This window comes from Spirillospora sp. CA-294931, assembly GCF_050946795.1.
GTDB lineage: Bacteria > Actinomycetota > Actinomycetes > Streptosporangiales > Streptosporangiaceae > Spirillospora.
The window spans coordinates 1,478,430-1,504,980 of sequence record NZ_CP192006.1 but is presented as its reverse complement, the minus strand read 5'-3'; the positions used below and the strand labels follow the sequence as shown (position 1 = coordinate 1,504,980).

21 protein-coding genes and 1 tRNA gene are annotated in these 26,551 nt (G+C 70.6%); 5 read left to right on the top strand and 17 right to left on the bottom strand.

Annotated elements, in window-relative coordinates:
• Positions 1–33 precede the first annotated feature (33 nt).
• Genes ACQPY4_RS07065 through ACQPY4_RS07055 form a run of 3 tightly spaced genes read right to left on the bottom strand, consistent with a single transcriptional unit; the run spans position 34 to position 3,877 of the window.
• A complete protein-coding gene (locus tag ACQPY4_RS07065; protein WP_433333637.1) occupies positions 34–1,347 on the bottom strand; it encodes a lipopolysaccharide biosynthesis protein in 1,314 nt (437 codons plus the stop codon).
• Positions 1,344–2,720, bottom strand: a complete 1,377-nt coding sequence (locus ACQPY4_RS07060) for a hypothetical protein (RefSeq protein ID WP_433333635.1) — start codon at positions 2,718–2,720, stop codon at positions 1,344–1,346. Before ACQPY4_RS07060 ends, ACQPY4_RS07065 begins: the two co-directional genes overlap by 4 nt.
• Positions 2,720–3,877, bottom strand: coding sequence for a glycosyltransferase family 4 protein (locus tag ACQPY4_RS07055; protein ID WP_433333633.1), 1,158 nt, complete (start codon positions 3,875–3,877; stop codon positions 2,720–2,722). Before ACQPY4_RS07055 ends, ACQPY4_RS07060 begins: the two co-directional genes overlap by 1 nt.
• A 169-nt stretch (positions 3,878–4,046) precedes the next feature.
• On the opposite strand from ACQPY4_RS07055, the gene ACQPY4_RS07050 reads away from it, so the two are divergent.
• The gene (locus tag ACQPY4_RS07050; protein ID WP_433333631.1) at positions 4,047–5,195 is read left to right on the top strand and encodes a DUF1972 domain-containing protein; all 1,149 of its coding nucleotides are present in this window, start codon (positions 4,047–4,049) and stop codon (positions 5,193–5,195) included.
• Positions 5,196–5,340: 145 nt separating this feature from the next.
• On the opposite strand, the gene ACQPY4_RS07045 is transcribed toward ACQPY4_RS07050, so the two are convergent.
• Positions 5,341–6,978 carry a hypothetical protein gene (locus tag ACQPY4_RS07045; protein WP_433333629.1) on the bottom strand — a complete coding sequence of 546 codons (1,638 nt, stop codon included), beginning with the start codon at positions 6,976–6,978 and terminating at the stop codon, positions 5,341–5,343.
• A gap of 347 nt (positions 6,979–7,325) precedes the next feature.
• Here ACQPY4_RS07045 and ACQPY4_RS07040 point away from each other — a divergent pair, with 347 nt between their 5' ends.
• From ACQPY4_RS07040 to rfbC, 4 genes are all read left to right on the top strand, one after another.
• Positions 7,326–7,916, top strand: coding sequence for a hypothetical protein (locus ACQPY4_RS07040; protein ID WP_433333627.1), 591 nt, complete (start codon positions 7,326–7,328; stop codon positions 7,914–7,916).
• 87 nt (positions 7,917–8,003) lie between these two features.
• The gene (locus ACQPY4_RS07035; RefSeq protein ID WP_433333625.1) at positions 8,004–9,791 is read left to right on the top strand and encodes a right-handed parallel beta-helix repeat-containing protein; all 1,788 of its coding nucleotides are present in this window, start codon (positions 8,004–8,006) and stop codon (positions 9,789–9,791) included.
• 82 nt (positions 9,792–9,873) lie between these two features.
• On the top strand, positions 9,874–11,154 hold the full coding sequence (locus ACQPY4_RS07030; RefSeq protein ID WP_433333623.1) for an O-antigen ligase family protein: 1,281 nt from the start codon (positions 9,874–9,876) through the stop codon (positions 11,152–11,154).
• Between the two features lie 21 nt (positions 11,155–11,175).
• Positions 11,176–11,757 carry a dTDP-4-dehydrorhamnose 3,5-epimerase gene (gene rfbC / locus ACQPY4_RS07025; protein ID WP_433333621.1) on the top strand — a complete coding sequence of 194 codons (582 nt, stop codon included), beginning with the start codon at positions 11,176–11,178 and terminating at the stop codon, positions 11,755–11,757.
• Here the strand turns inward: rfbC and rfbD are convergent.
• From rfbD to ACQPY4_RS06960, 13 genes are all read right to left on the bottom strand, one after another.
• A complete protein-coding gene (gene rfbD / locus ACQPY4_RS07020; protein ID WP_433333619.1) occupies positions 11,754–12,587 on the bottom strand; it encodes a dTDP-4-dehydrorhamnose reductase in 834 nt (277 codons plus the stop codon). The genes rfbC and rfbD overlap by 4 nt on opposite strands.
• Positions 12,584–13,570 (bottom strand): dTDP-glucose 4,6-dehydratase, encoded by a 987-nt coding sequence (rfbB, locus tag ACQPY4_RS07015; protein WP_433333617.1) that lies wholly within the window; start codon positions 13,568–13,570, stop codon positions 12,584–12,586. The genes rfbD and rfbB overlap by 4 nt, the downstream gene beginning before the upstream one ends.
• 10 nt (positions 13,571–13,580) lie before the next feature.
• Positions 13,581–14,648 (bottom strand): glucose-1-phosphate thymidylyltransferase, encoded by a 1,068-nt coding sequence (locus ACQPY4_RS07010; protein ID WP_433333615.1) that lies wholly within the window; start codon positions 14,646–14,648, stop codon positions 13,581–13,583.
• Between the two features lie 105 nt (positions 14,649–14,753).
• Positions 14,754–16,016, bottom strand: coding sequence for a sulfate adenylyltransferase subunit 1 (locus ACQPY4_RS07005; RefSeq protein WP_433338840.1), 1,263 nt, complete (start codon positions 16,014–16,016; stop codon positions 14,754–14,756).
• A 23-nt stretch (positions 16,017–16,039) separates the two neighbouring features.
• On the bottom strand, positions 16,040–16,954 hold the full coding sequence (gene cysD, locus ACQPY4_RS07000) for a sulfate adenylyltransferase subunit CysD (protein ID WP_433333613.1): 915 nt from the start codon (positions 16,952–16,954) through the stop codon (positions 16,040–16,042).
• A 39-nt stretch (positions 16,955–16,993) separates the two neighbouring features.
• The gene (locus ACQPY4_RS06995) at positions 16,994–17,860 is read right to left on the bottom strand and encodes a 3'(2'),5'-bisphosphate nucleotidase CysQ (protein ID WP_433333611.1); all 867 of its coding nucleotides are present in this window, start codon (positions 17,858–17,860) and stop codon (positions 16,994–16,996) included.
• 1,509 nt (positions 17,861–19,369) lie between these two features.
• Positions 19,370–20,809, bottom strand: coding sequence for a sugar transferase (locus tag ACQPY4_RS06990; protein ID WP_433333609.1), 1,440 nt, complete (start codon positions 20,807–20,809; stop codon positions 19,370–19,372).
• 229 nt (positions 20,810–21,038) lie between these two features.
• Entirely contained in the window at positions 21,039–21,614 is a 576-nt protein-coding gene (pth, locus tag ACQPY4_RS06985) for an aminoacyl-tRNA hydrolase (RefSeq protein ID WP_433333607.1), read from the bottom strand.
• Positions 21,615–21,689: 75 nt separating this feature from the next.
• Positions 21,690–22,307, bottom strand: a complete 618-nt coding sequence (locus tag ACQPY4_RS06980; protein WP_433333605.1) for a 50S ribosomal protein L25/general stress protein Ctc — start codon at positions 22,305–22,307, stop codon at positions 21,690–21,692.
• 308 nt (positions 22,308–22,615) lie between these two features.
• The gene (locus ACQPY4_RS06975) at positions 22,616–23,596 is read right to left on the bottom strand and encodes a ribose-phosphate diphosphokinase (RefSeq protein WP_433333603.1); all 981 of its coding nucleotides are present in this window, start codon (positions 23,594–23,596) and stop codon (positions 22,616–22,618) included.
• Positions 23,597–23,742: 146 nt separating this feature from the next.
• Positions 23,743–25,215, bottom strand: coding sequence for a bifunctional UDP-N-acetylglucosamine diphosphorylase/glucosamine-1-phosphate N-acetyltransferase GlmU (gene glmU / locus ACQPY4_RS06970; protein ID WP_433333601.1), 1,473 nt, complete (start codon positions 25,213–25,215; stop codon positions 23,743–23,745).
• A gap of 206 nt (positions 25,216–25,421) precedes the next feature.
• A tRNA-Gln gene (locus tag ACQPY4_RS06965) sits at positions 25,422–25,492 on the bottom strand.
• 52 nt (positions 25,493–25,544) lie between these two features.
• Entirely contained in the window at positions 25,545–26,435 is an 891-nt protein-coding gene (locus ACQPY4_RS06960; protein ID WP_433333599.1) for an ADP-ribosylglycohydrolase family protein, read from the bottom strand.
• Positions 26,436–26,551 lie beyond the last annotated feature (116 nt).

The following is a 26,551-nucleotide window of genomic DNA, read 5'->3' as shown; positions in this document are numbered from 1 at the left end:
CGCAAAGATTAGCAGCTCTTCACCCGGTCCGTGTCACAGACGTGAACTCTCACGGAACTCCGTTTCGCCCGTGCTGACCTGCGGTTCGACCGCGTCCCTGGGTGGGTCGCCCCGCCTCAGCAGGCGCCACAGCAGCGCCGCCGAGACCAGCCCCCCGGCGCCCAGGCAGAACGGCGCCAGCCCGGCGTTCCCGGGGTCGGCGGCGAGCAGGACGGCCAGGACCACCAGGCCGGACAGCGCCTCCGAACCCCGGATGGCGAACACCGCGCGGGACCGCTTGCGCGCGGTGGCCAGGCTGGCGAGCGGCAGCGTGCAGGCGAAGCACACCGCGTACACGCCCCACCCGACGAGCGCGACACCGTCCACCTCGAAGGAGCCGCCGGTGACCACCGGGCCGAGCCACCCGGCCAGCAGGATTCCGGCCAGGCTCATCACCAGGGCGATCGCCGCCATCAGGGCGCAGGCCCGCACGGCCTTCGCGGCGCGCATCGGACGTCCCTCGCGCTCGGCCTTGGCGAAGTCGCCCAGCAGGAACCAGCCGGCGCCGTTGACGAACGTCAGCGCGGGCGCGAGCAGCAGCCGTCCGGCCTCGATCGAGGCCAGCGCGGCCGTGGACGCGAACCCGACGATCATCAGCCGGGCCAGCAGCAACGCCCCCGGCCTGATGCCGGCCTGGATCGAACGCCACCACGCGAACCCGGCGATCTCGCGGAACGCGGTGCCGCGCAGCGGGGCGGCCTCGTACTCGCGCGCGGGCAGCCGCACGCAGGCCAGCACGATCGAGGCCATGCAGCCCGCGCACATCGCGCCGAGAAGCAGCTCGACGCTGGCCCGGGTGCCCGCCGCCAGCTCCAGCCCGAGGACGGCGAACGTGACCAGCAGGTAGCAGCCGTCGCCCACCGCCAGCCGCCAGAACTCCATGCGGGCCGTGAAGACCCGCCGTCCGGTCTCGTTCAGCAGCCACAGCGCCACCAGGAGCGCGAACAGGAGCGTCGCCGACGGGCCGCCGATCCCCATCGCCAGCGACACCGCGGCGCCCACCAGCGCACCGGCCAGCACCGACCCGGCCACCGAGAGGATCAGCGCGCCCCGGATGCGGGGATCGAACCGGTCGAACACCGTCAGGGTGTCGCCGACCCAGCTGGTCTGCACCGAGGTGATCAGCACCAGGACGGCGAAGTACAGCGCGTAGGCGCCGTAGCCGTCGGCGCCCAGGCTGCGGGCGGCCAGCGCCTGCACGACCAGGCTGCCGCCCGCCGTCACGAACTGGACGGTGACCGCCCCGCCCGCCGATCCCAGCAGCCGCGCCGCCTTCTTCGCCAGGCCGCCCCGGGCGGCCGGGCTCACCGATCCAGGTCGTAGCGCATCAGGGCCGAGTCGCCTTTTCCCAGGTCGGCCTCGGGTTCGGTGCCGCCGCTCTCCTGGTCGTCGGAGGGCTTGGTCTCGCGGGAGGACGAGGAGCGGTCGTCGGCCGTCCGGGTCGGGTCGCCCGCCGGGTCGAAGCCGCCGCCCCACAGGTCGGCGGGGGCCGGGGACTCGTTCTTGTCGTCGCGGTCGAGCTTGTCGGACAGCGGGTCTTCCTTGCCGGAGTCGGAGGTGTTGAGCATCGAGCGCGAGAACGACGTGGGCGCGACGGGCGCGGACGGGGCGGGGGCGGGCGCGGGCGGCGGGGGCGGTGCGCCGTTGCCGTAGGACCCGTTGCCGTAGCCCCCGTTGCCGGGACGGCCGTGCACCTCTTCGTGCGTCCAGACGCGACCGGAGCGCTCGACCACCGGGTCGACCGGCGCCGCGCCGTTGCGCGCCCGGCGTCCGCGCGAGTAGGGCGGCGGCAGCGCGCCCGGCGCGGCGGAGTCCGTACCGGGGCCGAGCTCGGGGGCCGGCCCCGGGGACGGACCGCCGACGACCACCGGACGCGGCCGCGAACGCGGCCGGCGCGGCGTCGCCGAGGCCCGCAGGAACGCCACCACGCAGGCGGCGATCAGTCCGATGGCCAGGCCGATCGCGGCGTTGCGCGGCAGCTTGCTGCCCACCGCGGCCGCCGGGTCGGCGGTGTCGACGAACTGGACGCCGTCGTTGGCGTTGGCACGCGCCGAGACCACACCGCTGGCCTGCGCCTGGAGCTTGTTCAGGTTCGTCGCCAGCAGCCGGTAGCTGCGGCTGCCCACGGTGGTGACCGCCATCTGGTCGGTCACCTTCTTCTCGGCCGCCTGGATGTTCTGCAGCTGACGGTCGAGCTTCTCGGTGTTGGTGGAGATCGTGACCTCCTGGTACGCCTGCACCACGGCGTTGGCGGTCGTCGCCGCCTCGGCCATGTCGGCGCCCGTCGCGCTCACGATCACCACGCCGCCGTCGGGCTTGCTGGAGGTCTTCACCCGGCCGCGGAGCCCCTCGCTGGTCAGCGCGGGCCCCTGCTTGTCCTTGATGATCTGGACGGCCCGGGTCAGCACCGGGGTCGACCCGGCGAACGCGGCCCGCTGCGCGGTGTAGGTGGCGTAGCCCTGGCCGGACACCACGCCCATGCGCAGGACGTTGTTGTTGTTCGTCGGGTCGGTCACCGCGAACCTCGCGGTGGCCTGGGCCCCGTTGAACATGAACTGGGTGACGCCCACCGACACCGCGACCGACGCCACCACGATGAGCAGGGACATCAGCCGGAAGCGCCAGAGGGCCTCGACGAGGCTGATCTCCGGAGTGGCCGGGACGTTGGTCTGTGCGGTCATCAGATGCTCTGCGTCCTGGAGGGGGCGGGGGCGTCATGGCCGTCGATCAGGTCGCGGACGGTTTCGCGCAGCTCTCGGTGGTAGCGGTCCTGTCCGAACCGCCGGACCGCGTCGTCGCGGCCCCGGTCGGCCATCGCCAGCGCGCCGTCCCAGTCGGCCAGCAGGCGGGCGATGCCGTCGGCGAGCGCGGCGGGGTCGTCCGGCGGGACGAGCACACCGTTGTCGCCGTCGGAGACGATCTCCGTCAGCCCCTGGGTGGCGGCGGCGACCACCGGCCGTCCGGCCAGCATCGCCTCGACGGCGACATTGCCGAACGGCTCGACCCGCGACGGCACGATCGCCACGTCCGCCTCGGCGAACGAGTCCCAGACGCGGGAGCGGAAACCGGCGAAGGTGACGTGCTCGTCGGCCAGCTCGCGCAACTCCGCCTCGTACCACTCGTAGCCGGGGAAGACGCTCCCGACCAGAGTAAGCGACACATCGTGGCCGCGTTCGCGCAACAGCCGCACCGCCCGGACGGCCACGTCGGTGCCCTTGCGCGGCGACAGGCGTCCGACCAGGACGACCCGGGCCGGACCGGCGATCTCGGCACGGGGCCCGGCGAACCGGCCGGGTCCGTCGACCCCGTTGTAGATCACCACGCCTCGTTCGCCGGGACGTCCGAGCGCCGCCGCGCTCGCCCGGCTGTTCACCACCAGCACCTTGGCCAACCTCAGCGGCAGGGCCAGCGCCGCGCGGACGGGGCCGGGCACGCCGTCCTCGGCCTCGTGCACGTGGCACAGCGACGGGACGCGCGCCAGCCGCCCGGCGACAAGCCACAGCGGGACGGTCACGGTGTTGACGTACAGGGCCGCGGCCTTGTGGCGGCGGAGCAACCCGACGGCCCGGGGAAGCGCGCGCGTGGCCGAGGCGGCGAGCCGCACCAGGCCGAGCGGCGACATGTAGGCCTTGCGGAGCACCGGGACCGGCAAGATCACGATTTCGGCACCGGCGTCGTCGAGCGCTCGCGCCAGCGGACCACCGGACGGTAGCGTGACGACCACGCGACGCTCCGGGACCAGCGCCCGGACGGACTCGATCAGCATCCGGTCGGAGCCGTAGAGGTCGGGCGAAGGATGCGCGAGCACCACGACGGATCTGTTGTCGAGCTCGTCCAACCTCGCCTCCCTCCGGCGAAACGCCTCCCCTTGTACCCCAGGCACACACCGAAAACCCTGGCGGTCGCAAGACTTTCAGATTAACTCGCTTTTATCGCCGGTTTGCACGGTGCCCGTGCGCGTAGTCTGTTCCGGTTCCGCGACCGAGATGTGCCAATAGCAGGGGGTCATGGTGCGTATCGCCATGGTGGGGACCCGTGGGGTCCCCGCTCGTTACGGCGGCTTCGAGACCGCCGTGGAGGAGATCGGCAAGCGCCTGGCGGCAGCGGGTCACGAGGTGACCGTGTACTGCCGGGGCGAGCGCCACCCCGAACCCGAGTACCTCGGCATGCGCCTGGTCCACCTGCCCGCGCTGGAGAAGAAGGTCGCCGAGACCCTGACCCACACCGGGCTCTCCACGCTGCACGCCGCCCGCCGCAAGATCGCCCGCCAGGGCGCCGACGTCGCGCTGGTGTTCAACGCGGCCAACGCCCCGCTGCTGCCGGTCCTGCGCGCCCTGCGCATCCCGGTCGCGACCCACGTCGACGGCCTGGAGTGGAAGCGCACCAAGTGGAGCGGGACGGGCCAGCGCTACTACCGCACCGCCGAGAGCCTGGCCGTGCGCTGGTCCGACGCCCTGATCGCCGACGCGCTCGGCATCCAGGACTACTACCGCGAGCGGTTCGGGGTCTCGTCGGTCTTCATCGCCTACGGCGCCCCGATCCTCACCGCGCCCGACATCGCCAAGCTCGCCGAGGCGGGCTACGAGCCGGGCGGCTACCACCTGGTCGTGGCGCGCTTCGAGCCCGAGAACCACGTGCACCTCGCCGTCGAGGGATACCGCCGCTCGACGGCGTCCAAGCCCCTGGTCGTCGTGGGGTCCGCGCCCTACTCCGACGCCTACACCGCCCAGGTGAAGGAGCTGGCCGGGGACGACCCGCGCATCACCTTCCTCGGCGGCGTCTGGGACCAGGACCTGCTGGACGCCCTGTACGCGGGCGCGCTGACCTACGTCCACGGCCACTCGGTCGGCGGCACCAACCCCTCGCTGCTGCGCGCCATGGGCGCCGGGGCCTGCGTGGTGGCCTACGACGTCAACTTCAACCGCGAGGTCCTGGGCGAGGAGGCGGGCCGCTTCTTCGGCGACGCCGCCGCCCTGGCCACCGAGATCGAGGCCGCCGAGGCCGCCCCCGGCGCGGCCGCCGACCGAGGCGCGGCCGCCCGCAAACGAGCCTCCGAACGCTACGTCTGGGACGACGTCGCCGCCGACTACGAGCGCCTCTGCGAAGACCTGGCCGCCCGCCGCCTCACCCGAAAAGCCCTCCACCGCAACCGCTGACCAGATCCGGCCACACCCACCCACCCCAAACGCGTCCGCACCGTCGCCTCCCCCGCGAAGACGCGGAGCGTCGGCGGAGTGTTTTCGTGGGTAGACGCGTTCGCCCCCGGCGCGAGCGCCGGGGGCGAAGCTGTGCTGGGTCGGGTCAGCCGGCCTCGTTGGAGACGGGACCGGTGATCGTGTTGCCGAGCGGGTCCTTGACCCTGATCTTGTAGGTGTGCTTGCCCGCGGGCGGGTTGGCGTCCACGAAGCTGATGCTCGGCAGCTGCCAGAAGTTGGAGTCGCGGTTGAGCGTGCCGATCGGGGTCGTCCCGGCGTCACGGAGCACCTCGTAGGTCAGGGACTTGTTGTCCATGTCCCAGGTGCCCTTCCAGGTGACCGTGATCTTGGGGGAGCCCCAGTCCTTGCGGGCGGTGGGCGTGCCGAGCGAGGCCTTGATCGGCCCGGACTTGTTGGGCACCTTGGCCTTGACGGCGAAGCGGGTCAGGCCCTGCTGGGCGAACCCGTTGACGCGCGGGAACTCGCCGCCCATCGCGACGTACTCGGCGTTGCCCGTGACCGCCCAGGCGGCCTGGTACTGGCCGGTGAACGAGCCCATGGCCAGCGTCGGGTACCAGTGCAGCAGGCTCGGGATCGGCTGGCCCCGGTAGTTGCTGTTGGTGCCGGGGGCCGTCTTGTCGGTGCCGGTCGCGGCCGTGGTCGTGGCGAGCGCCCGGTGCCAGGTCTGCGGGCTGGTCTCGGGGAACGCGCCGAGCGAGGAGCAGTCGTGGGCGTGCGAGACGCTGTAGACCGACTGGTTCTGGACGAAGATGCCGTAGGACGCGCCGTAGCAGTTGTCGAGCCAGGTCAGCGCGCCGTCAACGGTCTTGGCGGCGAAGCGGCCGTCGAACCAGTGGTGGCCGTCGCCGTTCGCGGTGCCGTACACCGTGTCGCCCGAGACGGTCAGGTCGGTCACGTACGACTTGTTGTCGCCGATGCGCGAGGGGATGGGACGGCTGGTCCAGGTGGCCGAGGCCCCGGAGGTCGCGTCGACCGCGCCGATGCCGACCTTGTCGGCGCCGTTGAGCTTCTGGAACGCGCCGCCGATGATCACGCGGGTCTGGGCCGGGGCCATCGCCATGGCCATGACCTCGTTGTCGTCGGCCGTGGGACGCCAGGTGTCGATGTTGGTGCCGTCGGCGGCCTTCACCGCCGCGAGCCGCGTCCTGGACTTGCCGTTGACGTTGAAGAAGTTGCCGCCGAAGTAGACGGTCGAGTTGGTGGCCGCGATGCCCCGCACCTTGTTGGACACCTTGGGCGCGAAGTTGGGGACCAGCGCCCCGGTCGCGGTGTCGAAGGCCGCCAGCCGCGAGCGGGCCTTGCCGTCGACGGTGGTGAACTCGCCGCCCACGTAGACGCGCTTGCCGTCCGGGGACCGGACGATGCGCAGGCCCTGCCCGTTCAGCGAGTGGTTGAAGGCGGTGTTCAGGTTCCCGGTCGTGAGGTCGAAGGCCAGGATGTTCTGGCGGGCCACCTCTTTGGCGTTGCCGGGAGCGGTGCCCGGCGGGCGGGCCTTGGTGAAGTTGCCGGTGGCGTAGACGGTGTTGCCCACCGTCGTCATGCTCCAGACGACCCCGTTGACCTGCCAGGTCGGAAGCGGGTCGACGCTCACCGTCGCGGGCGTGCCCGCGGGTGGGACGGTGTCGGCACCGGCGGTCACGGCCGGCGTGACGGCGGCGCCGATCAGTGCGATGGTCGAGGCGGCCGCGATGCCGCTCCGCCGTCCGAGGCGACGCTGGCGCATAAGACCTCTCACGAGTCGGTTCCCCTGCCCATTAAGACCTCAGCGGCCCCGACGGCCACTCCGGTCAAGAGATGTTAGTACTTGTCCGGATCGGCCAGGTGGATGACTCACGAAATCGTGACCGGTTTCGGAAAAGCACCCGGAAAGATCGCGCGAATTGAAAATTCACCCCGCGCGGACGGTAAACCTCGGGGGCGCCCAAGCGTCGCACGAAGCATGCGCTTCCGGTGGCGGAACGGCCATCCGCGGCAGTGTCTACACTGAAGTCCACCTCCAGCGCGCCGGGCGTCCCGCCCCCTCCCGCAGGCGCCTCGGGCCCCCCGCACGACGATCGAGGAGACCGACGCATGTCCCACCCGCGAACGCGTTCGTCCAGGCTTCTCGCCCTGACCGGCGCGGCGCTGGCGCTGACGATGGCGATGACCGGCTGCTCGGGCGGGGACAAGAAGAAGGCGGCGCAGAAGACCGGCCCGCCGCCCCCCGCGCCCAGCGAGCAGCCCGAGTCGGCGGCGACGTCCGCGCCGGGCTCGGTCTCGTTCAAGAAGACCGTCGGCCTGCGCAAGCCGGTGCGGTACGACGACAAGATCTCCGTCGTGGTGGCCGACATCCGCCACGTCAAGCCCAAGGCCGACGGGCCCGGCGAGGTCGCGGGCAAGGTCCTGACGATCTTCACCCTGCGCTTCGCCAACGGCTCGCCCAAGCCGCTCGACCTCAACAACGTCCGGGTCCAGGCCCGCTACGGGCCCAAGCGCACGCAGGCCGCGCCCGCCTCCTACGCCAACCTCAACGACTTCTACGGCACCGTCGCGCCCGGCAAGACCCGGTCCGCGTCCTATGTCTTCGACGTGCCGAGCAGCGGCTACAAGTCCGTCCTGCTCGGCGTGGCCTTCAGCGCCACCCACAAGACGGCCGTCTTCGCGGGGTCGCTGCACCGCTGACGCGCCGCGCCGCCGACCGGCTGGCCGCGGGGACACGGGCCGGATACCTTCGGAGGTCAGCGTGTCCCACGGGGGTAAGGGGACTGCATGTCTCACGGTTCGCGTCGCGTGGCGCCGCTCACGCTCCTCGCGCTTCCGCTGGTCGGCCTCATCGGCCTGCTCGCCTGGCTGCTCCCGTTCGGCGACGACGAGGCTCCGCCCGCCGCCGCGACCACCGGTCCCTCGGGCGCGGCCACCATCGGCACCACCTCCTACAAGGAGCCGGACGACGCCGTCTTCGTCGCGCCCACCGGCGACGACTCCGCCCCCGGCACCAAGGACAAGCCGCTGCGCACGGTGGTGAAGGCCGTGCAGAAGGCGCGTCCCGGGGGGACGATCGTCCTGCGCAAGGGGACCTACCACGAGACGGTCACCATCCCCTCGGGGAAGAAACTGACGCTCCAGTCCCATCCGGGCGAGGCGGCCTGGTTCGACGGCAGCGTCCCGGTCACCGGGTGGCGCCGTGCGGACGGCGCCTGGACCAGCGACGGCTGGGCCGCGCGGTTCGACTCCAGCCCGAGCTACACCTCCGGCGCCCCGGTCAGCGCCGACCCCGACTTCCAGTTCGTCGACCCCAAGCACCCGATGGCGGCCCACCCCGACCAGATGTGGATCGACGGCACCGCGCTGCGGCAGGTCGGCTCGCCCGGCGAGGTCGAGCCCGGCACCTTCTACGTGGACGAGCGGGCCCGCCGCCTGCTTCTCGGCTCCGACCCGGCCGGCCACGAGGTGCGGGCCAGCGCGCTGGGCGAGGCGGTCACCGTGCGCGGCGCGGGGTCGGTGCTGCGCGGCGTCGGCGTCCGCCGCTACGCCACCGCGCTCCCCCAGCTCGGCTCGGTGAAGGTGGCCGCCCCCGACGTCACCGTCGAGAACGTCGCCGTCACCGACTCGGCCACCACCGGGCTGAGCGTGCTGGCACCCCGCGCCCGCGTCCGGCACGTCACCGCCACCCGCTCGGGCCTGCTCGGCATCCACGCCAACCAGGCCGACGACCTGCGGCTCGACAAGGTGCGCACGGCGCACAACAACACCGAGCGCTTCAAGTCCGCCCCGGTCTCGGGCGGCATCAAGGTCACCCGCTCGCGGAAGGTCGCGGTCGTCGACAGCGTCACCGTCGACAACCTGGGCAAGGGCATCTGGATGGACGAGTCCGTCTACGACATCACGCTGACCGGCAACCGGGTCGTCCGCAACTCCTCCCACGGGATCTCGCTGGAGCTCAGCGCCAAGGCGGTCGTCGCCGGGAACGCCGTCCGCGACAACGCCGGTGACGGCCTGCGCGTCAACGGCACCTCCGACGTCCGGATCTGGAACAACACCCTGGCCAAGAACGGCCGCACGATCCATCTCGTGCAGGACGGGCGCCGCCCGTCCGACCCGTCCACGCCGGGACGCGACCCGCGCCAGACACGCCCCGACCCGGCGATGACCTGGCTGGTCGAGAAGATCACGATCAGCAACAACACGCTCGCCGACCCCAGGCCCGGCACCGCGTGCCTGCTCTGCGTCGAAGACCACTCGCACGAGCGGAAGGCGTCCCAGATGGGCCTGGTGGTCAACGGCAACACCTACGTCCGGCAGTTCGGGGCGCCCCGGAGCCTGATCATCTGGACGCCGCACGACTTCGCCGGGCTCTCCCAGTTCAAGGCCGCCACCGGCCAGGAGGCCCGGGGACAGGCCCACGAGTCCAGGGGCGCGGCCGGTGCGGACGGCACCCTCGAAGCGTCCGTGGCCGAGCGGGGCAGGGCGAGCGCGCTGCCCCTGCCCCGCGAGATCGCCAAGCTCGTCGGCCAGGCCCCCGGCACACGACACATGGGCGCCTGGACGATCCGCTAGCTCCGGCGAACGGCGGCGACCCAGCCTGAGGACGGCGGAACGCTCGTATCCTGGGATTCGCTTTTCCACCCGGGAGCGTCCCTTGATCTTCTTCCCCCGCCGCGGCCCGCGCCCCGAATCGGCCGGCTGGTGGCCGGCCGTCCTGCCGCTGGTCCTCATGCTGGCCAGCGACTACAAGCTGCGCAGCCGCGAGGTGGACCAGGCCGTGAGCGGCAGCGCCGACTTCACCGTCCTGGCCGAGATCGGCGTCTACGCCTGCGCGGCGCTGTACCTCGCGCACCGGTTCGGCCTGCGCCCGCCCACCCGCAGGATCACCGGCCTCCAGTTCGCCGCCTGGTCGTTCGCGGTGTACGTCGCGGCGTCGGCGCTGTGGTCGCCGTTCAAGTCGCTGGGCCTGGTGCGCGGCACGCAGCTGCTGGTCACCGCCTTCGTCGCGCACGCCGTCGCCACCCGGGCCACGCCCCGCGACCTGCACCGCCTGGCCCACGCCTTCATCGCGATCGTCCTGGCCTCGGTCGCGATCGGCGTCGCCCATCCGTTCCCCCGCACGTCCCGCACCGAAGACCGCTTCAACTGGCTCTACGTGCACCCGGTGACGGCGGGCGTCTACCTCTCGGTCGCGCTGATCCTCGTCCTGAGCTACCTGATCCGCCGCCGTGAGGACGCCGGGCACCGCCTCTGGCACCCGATCATCTACGCGGGCGCCTTCGTGGTCTTCGCGGGCTCCCTGGTGGCCACCGGCACCCGGGGGGCGGCCGCAGGGTGCGCGGCCGGAATCCTGGCCCTGCTGGCCAGCGCCCGGGGCCCGCGCGGCCGCGCCGACACCGTCGTCCTCGGCGCCGCCGTCGCGACCGTCGCCGCGCTGGCCTTCTCCGAGAAGATCCTGGCGTTCGTGGCGCGCGGCGAGACCGCCGACAAGGTCGCCTCGCTCAACTCCCGCACCGAGTTGTGGGCCCTGGCGATGCGGGCCTACTCCGAGGAACCCGTCTTCGGACGCGGCCTGGGCGCGTCCCGGGGGCTGTTCCTTGAGGACATCGGGCTGGGCGGCGGCCACAACGCCTTCGTCAACGCCCTGGTCGACAACGGGACGGTCGGCACCGCCATCTTCGCGGCCCTGCTGCTCACCCTCGGCTGCGTCCTGCTGTTCCTGGCCCGCCACCGCTCGCTGCGCGCCGACGCGGGCCTGCTGATCGGGATCCTGACGTTCTTCCTGGTCGACAGCATCACCACCGAGGGCCTGGCCGCCCCCGCGAACGTCTCGGGCATCTGGCTGTTCATCCTGATCGCCTGGGCCGAGACCCTGCGCCGCCAGGGCGGGGACGTCCCCGCGCCGCGGCCCCACGAGGCGGTCGCGGTGCCCTGACCTTGTGGCATCCTCTTTCGGATGGAACCACTCGATATCGAAGGTACGTTCTCGTTCACCCCCCGGGTCCACGGGGACCAGCGCGGCTCGTTCCACGAATGGTTCCGGCAGGACGCGCTTGAGAAGGTCGGGCACCGTCTCGGGCTCGCCCAGGCCAACATCTCGGTCTCGGCCCGGGGCGTGCTGCGCGGCGTCCACTACGCCGACGTCCCGCCTGGCCAGGCCAAGTACATCACCTGCGTACGGGGGGCGATCCTCGACGTCGTGGTCGACGTGCGCGAGGGCTCGCCGACCTTCGGCTCCTGGACGAGCGTCCGGCTGGACGAGCGGAGCCGCCGCTGCGTCTACGTCGCCGAGGGTCTCGGCCATGCGATCCTCAGCCTCGAAGACGACAGCACGGTCGTCTATCTGAGCTCCGAGCCCTACACCCCGTCGGCCGAGCACGAGGTGCACCCGTTCGACCCGGCCCTGGCGATCGACTGGCCCGCCGACGTGGAGCCCGTCCTGTCGGCCAAGGACGCCGCCGCCCCCACGCTCGCCGAGGCCCGGGCGGCGGGCCACCTCCCCAGCTACGAAGCCTGCATGGCCTACTACAACCGCTAGAGCAGGGTGGGCCACCCCTTCCGCAGAGCCTCCTGCCACGGAGGCATCGGGGGCAGGCCCGCCTCGGACCAGCGGTCATGGGCCAGGACGCTGTTGGCCGGACGCGCGGCCGGGCGGGGGAAGGCTGCCGTCGTGGTGGGGGCGACCCGGTCGGGGTCGGCGCCCAGCAGCGTGAAGACCTCGCGGGCCAGGCCGTACCAGGTCGTCCGGCCCGCGCTGGTGCCGTGGTAGACGCCCGGCGGCGCGTCCGAGGCCGCCAGCGCGATGATCCGGTCGGCGAGATCGCCCGTCCAGGTGGGCTGGCCATGCTGGTCGTCGACGACCGCGATCGTGTCCCGCTCGGCCTCCAGCCGGATCATCGTGGCGACGAAGTTGGGGCCGTGGGCGCCGTAGAGCCACTCGGTGCGGACGACGTAGCCCCGGCCCGTGGCCAGCACGGCGCGCTCCCCCGCGAGCTTGGTACGGCCGTAGGCGTTGACGGGGGCGGTGGGCGCGTCCTCGGCATAGGGCTCGGGCGAGGTGCCGTCGAAGACGTAGTCGGTGGAGACCTGGATCAGGGTGGCGCCGATCTCCGCGCAGGTCGTCGCGAGGGTCTGGACGGCCGTGCCGTTGACGGCCAGCGCCTCGGCCTCGTGCTCCTCGGCGTCGTCGACGGCCGTCCAGGCGGCGCAGTTGACCACGGTGGCGGGCCTGGTGCGGTGCAGGGTCGCGCGGACGGCCTCGGCGTCGCGCAGGTCGAGGGCGTCCCGGTCGAGCGCGAGCGCGCCGTCCAGGCGCGCGGTCAGGTCGGTGCCGAGCATTCCCCCGGCCCCGGTGATCAGCCAGGTCACGCGGCGTCCTTCGCCCGCTTCTTGAGCGGCTCCCACCAGGCGCGGTTGGCCTGGTACCAGCGGATGGTCTCGGCCAGGCCGTCATCGAAGCCGACCCGGGGGGCGTAGCCGAGCGCGCGGAGCCTGGCGTCGGAGAGCGAGTAGCGGCGGTCGTGGCCCTTGCGGTCGGGGACGCGCTCGACGCCGTCCCAGGTCGCGCCGAGCGCATCCAGCAGGCGTCCGGTCAGCTCCAGGTTGGTCAGCTCGGCGGTGCCCGCGATGTGGTAGACCTCGCCGGGCTCGCCGCGCTCGGCGACGAGCTGGACGCCCCGGCAGTGGTCGGAGACATGGATCCAGTCGCGGACGTTGCCGCCGTCGCCGTAGAGCGGGACGCTCAGGCCGTCCATCAGGTTGGTGGCGAAGAGCGGGATGACCTTCTCGGGGTACTGGTACGGCCCGTAGTTGTTGCCGCAGCGGGTGATGCTGACCGGCAGGCCGTGGGTGCGCGCGTACGCGAGGGCGATCAGGTCGCCGCCCGCCTTGGCCGCGGCGTACGGGGAGTTGGGGGCGAGCGGGGCCGCCTCGTCCCACGAACCGGCGTCGATGCTCCCGTAGACCTCGTCGGTGGAAACCTGCACGACACGGGGCGTCCCCGCCGAAAGGCACGCCTGCATGAGGGCCTGGACGCCCAGGACATTGGTCCGGACGAACTCGCCCGCGCTGGCGATCGACCGGTCCACATGCGACTCGGCGGCAAAGTTGATCACCAGGTCGTGGCCCGGGACGACCCGGGCGAGCAGCGCGTCGTCGCAGATGTCGCCGTGCGCGAAGGCGAACCCGCCCTCGACGGGCTCCAGGTTGGCCAGGTTGCCCGCGTAGGTGAGCCGGTCGAGCACGGTGACCTCGGCCCCGGCGAAGGCGGGGAACGTCCCGGACACCAGGTCACGGACGTACTGCGAGCCGATGAACCCGGCGCCGCCGGTGACCAGGACGCGACGCGTCATGCTGCCCCTCTCATCTGCTGATCTGCACGGTGCTGTGGTCGCCCAGCACGAGCCGGTGCGCCCGGGGGACGCGCGGCGCGGGCGTCACCCGCGCCTCCCTGCCGATCAGGGAGCACTCGATGCGGCCGACCCCGTCGATGGACGCGCCGCGCAGCACGATCGAGTACTCGATCTCGCTGTCGGCGACCGTGCAGTCGCGGTCGATGGAGGTGAACGGACCCACGTAGGAGTCGCGGACGACCGAGCCCGCCCCGATGACCACGGGCCCGACGACACGCGAGCGCGAAACCGTCACGCCCGGCTCCACCACGACCCGGCCGATCAGCTCGCTGGCCTCGTCCACCTCACCCTTCACGGAAGGTTCGACGCTTTCCAGGACCAACCGGTTGACCTCCAGCATGTCGGTGACGTTGCCGGTGTCCTTCCAGTAGCCCGAGATCACCGTGGACTCGACCCGGCGGCCCCCGTCGATCAGGGCCTGGATGGCGTCGGTGATCTCCAGTTCGTCCCGCCGGGACGGCGTCAGCCCGGCGACGGCCTTGTGCACGGCGGGGCTGAACAGGTAGACGCCGACCAGCGCGAGATCGCTCTTGGGACGCTCGGGCTTCTCCTCCAGGCCGACGACCCGGCCGTCGACGCCGAGCTCGGCGACGCCGAAGGCACGCGGATCGCTGACCCGGGTGAGCATGATCTGGGCGTCGGGCCGCTCCTGGCGAAACCGCGCCACCAGGTCGCTGATGCCGCCCACGACGAAGTTGTCGCCCAGGTACATCACGAAGTCGTCGTCGCCGAGGAACTCCCGCGCGATCAGAACGGCGTGCGCCAGGCCGCGCGGCGCGTCCTGCGGGATATAGGTGACCTTGAGCCCGAAGGCGGAGCCGTCACCGACCGCACGGCGGATCTCCGGCGCGGTGTCGCCGACGACGATGCCGACCTCGACGATCCCCGCGTCGCGGATGGCCTCGAGCCCGTAGAACAGCACGGGCTTGTTGGCGACCGGGACGAGCTGCTTGGCGGAGGTGTGGGTGATCGGCCGCAGCCGCGACCCGGACCCGCCGGCCAGCACCAGCGCCCTCACCCGGCGACCCTGATCGCGGACAAACGAGGCTCCAGGTAAAACAGGGAATGAATGTTCCCCAGACATTACCTGGACCCGACGGCCGCTCACGCCGAACCGCGAGCGCTACCTCGCGTTGACGATCATCCCGGCGGCGACGGTGTTGTTGGTGGTCTCGTCGATGAGGATGAACCCGCCGGTGAGCCGATTGCGGGCGTAGTCGTCGACGAACAGCGGCTGGGTCACCCGCAGGGTGATGCGGCCGATCTCGTTGAGGCCGAGGCCCCCGGCGGACTCGTCGCGGTGCAGGGTGTTGACGTCCAGCCGGTAGTGCAGGTCTTTGACCATGGTCTTGGCCGTGCGCGTGGTGTGCTTGATGACCAGCTTCGTCCGGGGCGTGAGCTGCCGGTCGGGCGTCATCCAGCAGACCATCGCCTCCAGGTCCTGGGCGACCTCGGGACGGTTGTTGGGCCGAGCGATCATGTCGCCACGAGAAATATCAATGTCGTCGGCCAGCCTCAACGTGACCGACATCGGAGCATGAGCCTCGGCCACCGGGCCATTGGGCCCGTCGATCCCCGCGATCGTCGTGGTCAACCCCGACGGCAGATGGACGACCTCGTCACCCGGCTTGAGCACCCCACCCGCGACCTGCCCCGCATACCCCCGATAGTCATGCAACTCCGGGTCAGTCGAGGCGTGCGGCCGGATCACATACTGCACCGGGAACCGCACATCGATCAGGTTGCGGTCCGAGGCGATGTGCACGTGCTCCAGATGGTGCAGCAGGGACGAACCGTCGTACCAGGGCATGTTCACGCTGCGGTCGACCACGTTGTCGCCGTGCAGCGCCGAGATCGGGATGAAGGTCAGGTCGCCGATGTCGAGCTTGGCCGCGAACGCCGTGAACTCGTCGAGAATGCCCTCATACGTGGCCTGGTCATAGTCGACCAGGTCCATCTTGTTCACCGCGACGACCAGGTGCGGAACCTTCAACAAGGTCGCCAGAAAAGCATGCCGACGCGACTGCTCCAAGATCCCCTTGCGGGCGTCGACCAGGATGATCGCCAGATCCGCCGTGGACGCCCCGGTCACCATGTTCCGCGTGTACTGGATGTGCCCCGGAGTGTCGGCGATGATGAACTTGCGCCGCGGCGTCGCGAAATACCGATACGCCACATCGATCGTGATGCCCTGCTCCCGCTCGGCACGAAGCCCGTCGGTCAGCAGCGCGAGGTTGGTGTACTCCTCCCCCCGATCGACGCTGGTCCGCTCCACCGACTCCAACTGGTCCTCGAAGATCGACTTGGAGTCGAAGAGAAGCCGCCCGATCAGCGTCGACTTGCCGTCATCGACCGAACCCGCGGTAGCGAACCGCAGGATGTCCATGTGCTTGCCGGTGTCGGCGCTCATCAGAAGTACCCCTCCTTCTTGCGGTCTTCCATCGCCGCCTCGCTGGACCGGTCATCGGCACGGGTCTGACCACGCTCGGTGATCCGCGTCGCCGCGATCTCCTCGATCACCGCGTCCAGACCGTCCGCCGACGACTTCACCGCACCCGTGCAGGACGCGTCCCCCACCGTCCGATACCGCACCATCGCCTCGAACGCGGGCTCGTCCTCACCACGATTGGCATACGGCAGATCGGCCAGCAACATCCCGTCCCGCTCGAACACCATCCGCGAATGCGCGAAATAGATCGGCGGAAGCTCCAACCCCTCACGACGAATGTAATCCCAGATATCCAACTCCGTCCAATTCGACAACGGGAACACCCGAACATGCTCACCCCGCCGAATCCGCGTGTTGAACAAATTCCACAACTCCGGCCGCTGATTCTTCGGATCCCACTGCCCGAACTCATCCCGGAACGACACCACCCGCTCCTTGGCCCGCGCCTTCTCCTCATCCCGGCGCGCACCACCGAACGCCGCATCGAACTCATGCTCCTCGATCGCATCCAGCAACGTCGTGGTCTGCAACCGATTCCGCGACGCCCGACGCCCCGTCTCCTCCACCACCCGACCCCGGTCAATCGACTCCTGCACCGAGGCCACCACCAAACGCACACCCAACTCAGCCACCCGGCGATCCCGATACTCGATCACCTCGGGAAAGTTGTGACCCGTATCAACATGCATCACCGGAAACGGCACCGGCGCCGGCGCGAACGCCTTCTGCGCCAACCGCAGCATCACAATGCTGTCCTTACCACCCGAGAACAACAACACCGGCCGCTCGAACTCGGCCGCCACCTCCCGAATGATGTGAATCGACTCGGCTTCGAGAACATCGAGCTGTGAAAGCTGGTAATCGTGGCGCTGCATGATCTTAGGTTCTCTCCACGGCTTTCGGGCACGGGCGGGTCAGTCCGGCAGGGCGTCGCTCACATCCCGGATGCCGGTCAGCAACATCGACGCCGACACGGGGTGGCAGACCAGGATATCCGGCAATCGAGGGTCCTCACGGTTGTAGACCAGCTCAGACCCATCGACCCGCGAAGCATGAGCCCCCGCGGCCACCGCCACGGCGGCCGGAGCGGCCGAGTCCCACTCATACTGCCCACCCGCATGAACATAGGCATCGACCTCACCCAGCAGAACCGCCGAGATCTTCGCCCCCGCCGACCCGATGGGCACCAATTCGACATCGGCCTCGACCACCTCGGCCAGCCGCTTCACGAACTCCGGCGGCCGCGTACGACTGACCGCGATCCGCAGCTTCCCACCCTCAGGAGCCCGCACCCGAAGCGGTTCAGCACCAGCCAGGGCCCCATCGGAAGAAGTGCGCAGAGTCACACCCTGAGCGGGCAGCGCCACGGCCCCGGCGACCAGCCGACCGCGCTCCCAAAGCGCCACATGGACGGCCCAGTCGGCGCGCCCCTCCTCCGAGAACTCACGCGTCCCGTCCAAGGGGTCGATGATCCAGACCCGCTCAGCCGAAAGCCGCACCTCATCAGCGGTGTTCCCAGTCGGAGGCCCCTCAGCCCCGTCGGCCCGCTTGGCGGCCACCGACGACCGCCCCTCCTCCGACAGGACGGCGTCGCCCGGACGCCCCTCAGCCAGCGCCCCCATGAGGTACTCATGCGCCCGCAGATCCCCGGTGTCCTTCAACACCCGCGCATCAGCGAACCCCAGCTCAGCGCGCACGTCCAGGAGCACACGCCCGGCCCGCTCGGCCAACTCGGCCGCCAACACATGATCGGCGTCGCCCGCCGAAGCCTGAGTCGTCATCCACCATTCCCGAGTCGATAGGTCAGTTCGGTCTACATTCTCCTGCATACCGGACCCACCCCCCACCACCAAGCCCCAACCCGATCTTGTAACCCACCCCAGCCCCCACCACCCCCAAAAACCACGTCCACAACACCAACCCCTGCCCTTCCCGAAGCACCACACCAACCACGCCCTCGCGCCCCAGACCGATCACGCCCCCACCACTCCAGCCCGCCCCCACCCCCGAGACACCAGGCCAACGACGCCCCGACGATTCCGGGCCCACCACGACCCGCCGCACCGGGCCGACGGCACGCCACCCCACCAAGCGCATGACGCCCACGCCGCCCCAAGGCAGCGGCCGCGTGCCACCACCCCGCCCGCGCCCAACCCCACCAGCGCGAAGCCGACCCTGCGACATCAGGCAGACCGCAAACCCATGACACCGAGCCGACCGCACCCCCACACCAACACGTCCAAGAGATCGCCACTCAAGGCCAACCGCAGCCGCGGAACCAAGACGATCACCGCTCCGCCACACCAAGCCCACGACACTCCCCCACCCCAGGACGGCGACCGCGACCCCCCACCCAACCGCGACGCGGCACCCCACACCATGCGCACCCCGCACCATGTGCCCCGCACCCCGCACCCCGCGCCATGCGCCATGCGCCATGCGCCATGCGCCATGCGCCATGCGCCATGCGCCATGCGCCATGCGCCCCGCACCCGTGCCCCGCGCCATATGCGCCCGCATCATGTGCCCATGCGCCCCGCGCCACGCACCCCGCACTCCGCGCCACGCACTCCGCATCACGCGCCACGCGGCCCGCGCCACGCGGCCCGCATCATGCGCCCTGCGCCCCGCATCATGTGCCACGCACCCCGCACCACGCGCCACGCACTCCGCGCCACGCACTCCGCATCACGCGCCACGCCGCCCGCATCATGCGCCCTGCGCCCCGCACACGCACCACGTACTCCGCACCACGCACCACGCACCATGCGCCCCGCACCACGCACCACGTACTCCGCGCCGCGCGCCACGCGGCCCGCGCCACGCATCGTGCGCCCCGCGCCATGCGCCCCGCGCCATGCGCGCCGCGGCGCCAGGACAACTGCGCCAGCGTGATTGCGGCGCCGTCACGCCGGGCTGGTGGCGGCGCGGCGGAACCAGCGCGATCAGCGCTCCGGCGCAGCAGGCCGATGCCCTCTGTGACACCGGGGCGGTCGCAGTGTCGAGGCGTCACGACGGGCCGTGGGCTAGGCGCTCGACTGTGTCGCCTGCCGATTCAGAAGGCACGCTGCCGGGACGCCGCGCCGCGCGAGACCAGGCCAGCATGACCACGACACCGTTGCGCCGGGGCGGTGGCTGGGGGACGCCAGCCCAATCGGGTCCCTGCGGCGCTGAGCCGAGGGCGGGCTCGCTGTGGTGGGTCCAGCGCGATGTCGCCGCAGCCGGGTGAGGGTGGCACGAGGGCGGGCTGGGGGCTCGGGGTGGGGTTGTTGGGGGTGGCGGGGGGGGTGTTAGTAGGCGCCGGAGCCTCGGAAGACTACGGACCAGGTTTTCCACATGATTTGGAGGTCGAGGGTGAGGGACCAGTTGTCGACGTAGCGGAGGTCGAGGCGGACGGATTCTTCCCAGGTCAGGTCGGAGCGGCCGTTCACCTGCCAGAGGCCGGTGAGGCCGGGCTTGACGGCCAGCCTGCGGTAGACGTCGCCGCCGTACTGGGCCACTTCCTCGGGGAGGGGTGGGCGGGGGCCGACCAGGGACATCTCGCCTCGGAGGACGTTGATCAGCTGGGGTAGCTCGTCCAGGGAGTAGCGGCGCAGCATGCGGCCCGTGGCGGTGACGCGGGGGTCGGCCTTGATCTTGAAGAGCAGGCCGTCCTTCTCGTTGCGTTCGAGGAGGTCGATCTTGCGGGACTCGGCGTCGGCGACCATGGTGCGGAACTTCAGGACGGTGAACTCGCGGCCGTCGCGGCCCACTCGGGTCTGCCGGAACAGGACGGGGCCGCCGCCCGATACTTTGATCATGAGGGCGACGCCGAGGAGCAGGGGGCTCAGCAGGGTCAGGCCGGCGACGGCGGCGGCCCGGTCGAACAGGTTCTTGACGAACTTGCGGGAGCCGTCGAGTTCGGGGTGGTCGACGTGCAGCAGCGGGAGCCCGGCCACGGGACGGATGGAGATGCGCGGGCCGGTGACGTCCATCAGGGCGGGCGCCACCACGAGTTCGACGTCGTCGCGTTCGAGTTGCCAGGCCAGTCTTCGCAGCGCCACGCCGTTCATCTCGGGGCAGGCCAGCACCGCGACCGAGTCGGCGCCGATGCGTTCGACCACCGCGGCCGTCTGGGAGAAGTCGCCCAGGACCGGGACGCCCTCGATCTCGCGGACGGCGTCGTCGCCCGAGGTCAGCGCCGGGGGCAGGCAGATGCCGACGATGTCCATGCCGTGGTAGCGCTTCTCGCGCAGCAGCTTGATCAGGTCGGCGACGGAGGTGCGGTGGCCCACGGCGATGACCCGGCGCATGCAGGTGCCCTCCCACCGCCGCCGGTGGAGCCGCTTGCGCAGCCTGTAGCGGGCGACCAGGGCCAGGAACGTGCCCAGGGGCAACGCCATCACGACGTAGCCGCGGGCCACTTCGGTCTTGGTGGCGTAGGCGACGATCGCGACCATCGCGGTGACAATGAACCCGGCGTGCATGACCCGCCGGAACTCCTCCCAGCCCACGCCGATGTATTTGGCCTGGTAGGCGCGGCACACCATAAGCGTGAACGACCACACCACGGGCAGGGCCACCGTGAGGGCGATGTAGGGCAGCACGAGCCCGCTGGGGAAGCCGGGAAAGCGCAGCCCGTAGGCGATGCACCCGGCCAGTAGCATGCTGAGGAAGTCGAGGCCGCACGCGGCCCGCCGATAGGCCGACGACCAGTTCGGCGCGGGACCGCGTTCGCGGTCGTTCGCCATCCTGGTATCGACCAAGCGGACCTTGTCAGCGACGGCCATCGAGAAATCACCACCCTTGCCACACACGCCTCGTCACGCGTGTTACAACCCAAAGACGGGTGAATGGCGCACTAGGTTCACATGCCACCAGAACCTCGCCAGGGCAGCATCCTACGGACGCTTCATCCTCATCGCAGAGGGAAGGCGCAGTTGTGGATAAGTTTCTCAGCCGTGGGGCGCGACGTTTGCGTCACGTAGCGTGAAATTCGTTCTGAGCAGCCGCCAAGCCGCTGGTCAGAAGGGTCTCGACGCCGTCGGCGGCCCGTTCGAGATTGAGGTCGAGTTCCTTGTTCTCGGCGCCGGAAAAGTCTTTCAGGACGAACGCCGCCGCATCCATGCGTCCCGGGGGACGGCCGACGCCGAACCGGACCCGCAGATATTCCTTGCCGCCGAGCGACTTGGTGATCGATCTGAGCCCGTTGTGGCCGTTGTCACCGCCGCCCTGCTTCAGCCGGAGCGCCCCGTAGGGAATGTCGAGCTCGTCATGGACGACGATGAGCCGCTCCATGGGCACCTTGAAGAAGTCGCACAGGCCCTTCACCGGCCCGCCCGACTCGTTCATGTAGGTGCGCGGCTTGGCCAGCACCACCCGTACGCCCGCCAGCCGTCCTTCGAGGACCTCCGAGCGCGCCTTGTGCGTCTTGAACCGGCCCCCGGCGCGGCCCGCCAGGACGTCCAGCACCATGAACCCGGCGTTGTGCCGGTTGCCCGCGTACGAGGGCCCCGGGTTGCCCAGGCCCACCACCAGCCAGAGATCCGTGCTCATCAGGAGGACTCCTCCACTGCCGACGGCCCTCGCCGGTGCGCGCACCGGCGAGGGCCGTCAAAGACACTCCGACGACTACTCGGTGTCGCCTTCGCCCTCGGTGGTCTCGCCCTCGGCGGCCTCGGTCTCGACGGACTCGGCGGGCTCGGTCGAGACGGTGGCGTCGACGATCTGGACGATCAGCAGGTCGTCGTCGGCGACCAGCGTGGCGCCCGCGGGCAGCTTGACGTCCTTGGCCAGCACCTGGGAGTCGATCTGCAGGCCGTCGATGTCGAGGTCGATCGCCTGCGGGATGTGCGTGGCCTCGGCCTCGACCGCGATCTGAACCACGGCCTGCACCAGACGACCGCCCGCGATGACGGTGCCGGTCACGTTGATCGGGACCTCGACCTCGACCTTCTCGCCGCTCTTGACCAGCAGCAGGTCGACGTGCTCCAGGAAGCCCTTGATCGGGTCGCGCTGGACGTCCTTGGGCAGGGCCAGCTCGGAGCCCGCGCCCACGCCCTCGACGCGCAGCAGCACGTTGGGGGTCTTCAGCGCGAGCATCAGCTCGTGGCCGGGCAGCGAGATGTGCTGGGGGTCGGTGCCGTGACCGTAGAGAACGGCGGGAACCTTGCCGGCCCGGCGGGTGCGCCGCGCGGCACCCTTACCGAACTCGGTGCGCGGCTCGGCGGCGATACGTACCTCGGACACGGCGGAAACTCCTTGTTGTTGCGATCCACGGCCGTCCGGAACCGGACGTCCGCTACGGACAGTGCGAATCAGGCGTTGCTCGATGCGTCAGGCGCCTCGAAGATTCTTTGCGTTCCCCGGGGAGTGGATTCCATGCTCGCTTGAACCACACTGAACAACCCGGGGCATACGCGGATTCAGAAAGTCTAGCCGATCGCCGCCCGCCGCCGAGCCAAAGCCCCCACCCCGCCTCATGGCGCGCGATGGCGGGCCGCCCCTCGGGGGCGACCCGCCATGCCCGGGTGAGGGCGAGGTCGTGGGAGGCGCGGTTAGCTGTGGCCGCCGAAGAGGCTGGTCACCGAGCCGTCGCTGAAGACCTCGTTGATGGCGCGGGCCACGAGGGGGGCGATGGACAGGATGGTGAGCTTGTCGAACTGCTTGTCTTCGGGGATGGGCAGGGTGTTGGTCAGGACGACCTCGGAGATGCGCGAGTTCTTGAGGCGGTCGACCGCCGGGCCCGACAGGACGCCGTGGGTCGCCGCCACGACGACCCGGGTCGCGCCCTGGTCGAACAGGGCGTCGGCGGCCTTCACGATCGTGCCGCCGGTGTCGATCATGTCGTCCACGATCACGCAGGTGCGGCCCTTGACCTCACCGACGACGTCGAAGACCTTGACCTCGTTGGCCACGTCCGGGTCGCGCTTCTTGTGGATGATGGCCATCGGGACGCCGCCGAGCCGGTCGGACCAGCGCTCGGTGACCCGCACCCGGCCCGCGTCCGGCGCCACGACGGTGACCTCGCGCAGGTCGAGCCGGCTCTCGAAGTGCCTGGCCAGCAGGTCGAGCGCGAACAGATGGTCGACCGGGCCGTCGAAGAAGCCCTGGATCTGCGCGGTGTGCAGATCGACGGCGATCAGCCGGTCGGCGCCCGCCGTCTTGAAGAGGTCGGCCATCAGCCGCGCCGAGATCGGCTCGCGGCCGCGGTGCTTCTTGTCCTGCCTGGCGTAGCCGAAGAACGGTGCCACGACCGTGATCCGTTTGGCGGACGCGCGCTTGAGCGCGTCGACCATGATGAGCTGCTCCATGATCCACTGATTGATGGGAGCGGTGTGGCTCTGGATCACGAAGGCGTCGGAGCCGCGGACGGACTCCAGGAACCGCACGAAGGTCTCGCCGTTGGCGAAGTCGTACGCCGAGGTCGGCGTCAGCTCGACCTCGAGGTCATCGGCTACTTCCTTGGCCAGGTCCGGGTGGGCCCGGCCGGTGAAGAGCATCAGCTTCTTCTCGCCGCTCGCCTTGATCCCACTCACCTCTGACAACTCCCCCTCAATGGAACGATGATTCTTGTGGGTTTGTCGTCCCCACACCCGGGGCACCGCTGTAGCGGGCTCCGGGCCGTTGTGCGTGGAGGACCGCGCCGTCCCCTCACCCCCCGTCCGGGACGGGGAAGATTCAGTTACTCGTCGTCGGGACGCTCGTCGCGCGCCCGCCGGGCCGCCTCGGCGAAGCGGCTCTCGGGACGCTTGCGCTCGACCCATCCTTCAATGGTGCGCTGCTGGCCTCGGGCGACCGCGATCGCCCCCGGGGGTACATCCTTGGTGATGGCCGACCCCGCCGCCGTGAAACCTCCGTCGCCGACCGTCACCGGGGCGATCAGGACCGAGTTGCTCCCGACGAAGGCGTGGTCGCCGATCTCGGTGCGGAACTTGTTCTCGCCGTCGTAGTTGGCGAAGATCGTCCCGGCGCCGATGTTGGCGCCCTCGCCGATCGTCGCGTCGCCGACATAGGTCAGGTGCGGCACCTTGGCGCCCTCGCCGACCTCGGCGTTCTTGGTCTCGACGTAGGCGCCGGCCTTGGCCTTGCGGCCCAGCCTGGTGCCGGGACGCAGGTAGGTGAACGGCCCGACGGTCGCCTCGGGCCCGATCTCGGCGCCCAGGCAGACCGAGTTGGCCACGGTGGCGTCCGCGCCCACCCGGGTGTCGGTCAGCGTGCTGCCGGGGCCGACCACCGCGCCCTCGTCCAGGTGGGTGGTGCCGTGGAGCTGCGTGCCCGGCAGGACGACGGCGTCGGCCTCGGCGGTGACGTCCACGTCGATCCAGGTGGTGGCCGGGTCGACGATCGTCACCCCGGCGCGCATGTGACGTTCCAGGACGCGGTCGTTCAGCTGCCGCCGTGCCTGCGCGAGCTGCACCTTGTCGTTGACGCCCTGGGTCTCGACCCAGTCATCGGTGAGGTGCGCGCCCGCCCGGTGGCCGTCGCCGCGCAGGATCGCGACCACGTCGGTGAGGTACTCCTCGCCCTTGGCGTTGTCGGTGGTCACGCGCTTGAGCGCGTCGCTGAGCAGCGCGCCGTCGAACGCGTACATCCCGACGTTGATCTCGCGGATCTCGCGCTGGGCGTCGGTGGCGTCCTTGTGCTCGACGATCGCGGCGACCGGGGCGTCCGCGCCGCCGCTCTCGCGCAGGATGCGTCCGTAGCCGGTGGCGTCCGGCATGAGGGTGGTGAGGATGGTGACCGCGTTGCCGTCGCCTTCGTGGGCGCGGACGAGCTCGGCCAGCGTCTCGCCCCGCAGCAGCGGGTGGTCGCCGTTGGTGACCACGACGGTGCCGTGCAGCTCGCCGGTCTGCTCCAGGGCCATGCGGACGGCGTGTCCGGTTCCGCCCTGGCGTTCCTGGACGGCGGACTCGGCGTCGGGGGCGTGCTCGGCCAGATGGGCGACGACCTGCTCGCGCCGGTGCCCGACCACGACCACGAGCCGTCCAGGCTCCAGTTCGCGCGCGGCGGCCAGCGTGTGGCCCAGCATGCTGCGCCCGCACAGTTCGTGAAGGACCTTGGAAGTGCGGGACTTCATCCGGGTGCCCTCGCCTGCGGCGAGGACGATGACGGCGGCCGGGCGGCTCGCCTGACTCCCTGGACGGCGGGCACTCACTGTGGAGGCTCCTCGGCATCGCGGATGGGGATCGATTAGGGGCGCCGGTGCGCTGCTTGATCCGTCACAAGCCGCCGACCTGCCCGAACGTCCGGACGGCAGGCCTTAACGCATCCGACATCGGAAGGATACCGCCCGACCGCCGCGTGTCACCCGGCAGCCTCGATGAGGACGCCGCGCGATGCCCGCTGGACTTGCGGATTGAGCTCCCGGGGAAGGAATCGAACCCTCATTAGAGCAACCAAAATGCCCTGTCCTGCCGTTAGACGACCCGGGAAGGCGGCCCTGGGCGGGCCAAGCAAAACGATACCGCCTACTGCCGCCAGGGCTCATCCGATAAAAGCGGGCAGAGGTTCGCGTGCCTCGAGCCACCCGTCGGGGATGGCGTCCCGCCCCCGGTGAGCGGCGATGAGGCCGCCGATGATCGCGGCGGTGGTGTCCATGTCGCCCCCGACCTGGACGCACGCCCGTACGGCGGCCTCGTAGTCGTCGAGGTGCGTCACGGCCACCCAGAGCGCGAACGGGACGGTGTCCTGCGCCGAGATCCGCGACCCGTTGCCGAGTTCGCGGGCCGCCTCGGCCGGGCTCGCCGCGAGCAGCCCCCGCGCGCGTTCAAGCCCGCGCCGCACATACTCGCCCACGCTCAGATGCCCCATCACCACATCAATCACGGCTGCGGGTTCCACGTCCCGGACAGACGCGAGGTGGGCGGCTGCTAGTGCGACGGCTATGGCGCCGGCGATGCCTTCGGGGTGGGCGTGGGTGATCTCGGCCTGGAGTTCGGCTTCGCGGGCGGCGCGTGGGAGGTCGTCCGCGAAGTAGGCGCCCAGGGGGGCGACGCGCATGGCGGCGCCGTTGCCGTAGGAGCCCCTTCCGTCGAAGGACTCCCGGGAGGCGCGGTGCCAGTGATCGCCGCGCCGGACGCGTTCGAGCAGTTCGAGGGCGCCGACCCCGTACTGGCGGCCGATGTCGAACCTTTCGGCGAAGCATCGGGCCAGTTCGTCCTGATCGATACCGCCCCGTCGGTTTAGGACGTCATATACCGAGCAAGCCATCTCTGAGTCGTCCGTCCATCTCCAAGGCGCCGGAGGCAGGCCGGACTCGCGAGAGAGGTCCCGGTTGGCCAGGAGGAAGAACCGGTCACCGAAGGCATCGCCGACCGAGAGGCCATCGAGCGAACTCCGCGCCGCCGCCGTGCGTTCCTGCTGGGTAAGGCCCATGGGTCCAGCTCCTCACGCCGTGGTGGTCCCTGAGCGAGTTTTGCGGCCGATGTGACGAATTCCCACTGAATTTACTTGTCGAGACCTGTCGAACTTACGCCAGCGTAGGTTACGGT

Bases quoted from the DNA above. Each gene is read 5' to 3' on its own strand.
- cysD (WP_433333613.1), bottom strand. From the start codon at position 16,954: ATGCAGCGCCACGATTACCAGCTTTCACAGCTCGATGTTCTCGAAGCC.
- rfbB (WP_433333617.1), bottom strand. From the start codon at position 13,570: ATGACGCGTCGCGTCCTGGTCACCGGCGGCGCCGGGTTCATCGGCTCG.
- ACQPY4_RS07005 (WP_433338840.1), bottom strand. From the start codon at position 16,016: ATGGACATCCTGCGGTTCGCTACCGCGGGTTCGGTCGATGACGGCAAG.
- ACQPY4_RS07060 (WP_433333635.1), bottom strand. From the start codon at position 2,720: ATGACCGCACAGACCAACGTCCCGGCCACTCCGGAGATCAGCCTCGTC.
- ACQPY4_RS06995 (WP_433333611.1), bottom strand. From the start codon at position 17,860: ATGACGACTCAGGCTTCGGCGGGCGACGCCGATCATGTGTTGGCGGCC.
- ACQPY4_RS07040 (WP_433333627.1), top strand. From the start codon at position 7,326: ATGTCCCACCCGCGAACGCGTTCGTCCAGGCTTCTCGCCCTGACCGGC.
- ACQPY4_RS07050 (WP_433333631.1), top strand. From the start codon at position 4,047: ATGGTGCGTATCGCCATGGTGGGGACCCGTGGGGTCCCCGCTCGTTAC.
- ACQPY4_RS07035 (WP_433333625.1), top strand. From the start codon at position 8,004: ATGTCTCACGGTTCGCGTCGCGTGGCGCCGCTCACGCTCCTCGCGCTT.
- ACQPY4_RS06960 (WP_433333599.1), bottom strand. From the start codon at position 26,435: ATGGGCCTTACCCAGCAGGAACGCACGGCGGCGGCGCGGAGTTCGCTC.
- pth (WP_433333607.1), bottom strand. From the start codon at position 21,614: ATGAGCACGGATCTCTGGCTGGTGGTGGGCCTGGGCAACCCGGGGCCC.
- rfbC (WP_433333621.1), top strand. From the start codon at position 11,176: ATGGAACCACTCGATATCGAAGGTACGTTCTCGTTCACCCCCCGGGTC.
- ACQPY4_RS07045 (WP_433333629.1), bottom strand. From the start codon at position 6,978: ATGCGCCAGCGTCGCCTCGGACGGCGGAGCGGCATCGCGGCCGCCTCG.
- ACQPY4_RS06990 (WP_433333609.1), bottom strand. From the start codon at position 20,809: ATGGCGAACGACCGCGAACGCGGTCCCGCGCCGAACTGGTCGTCGGCC.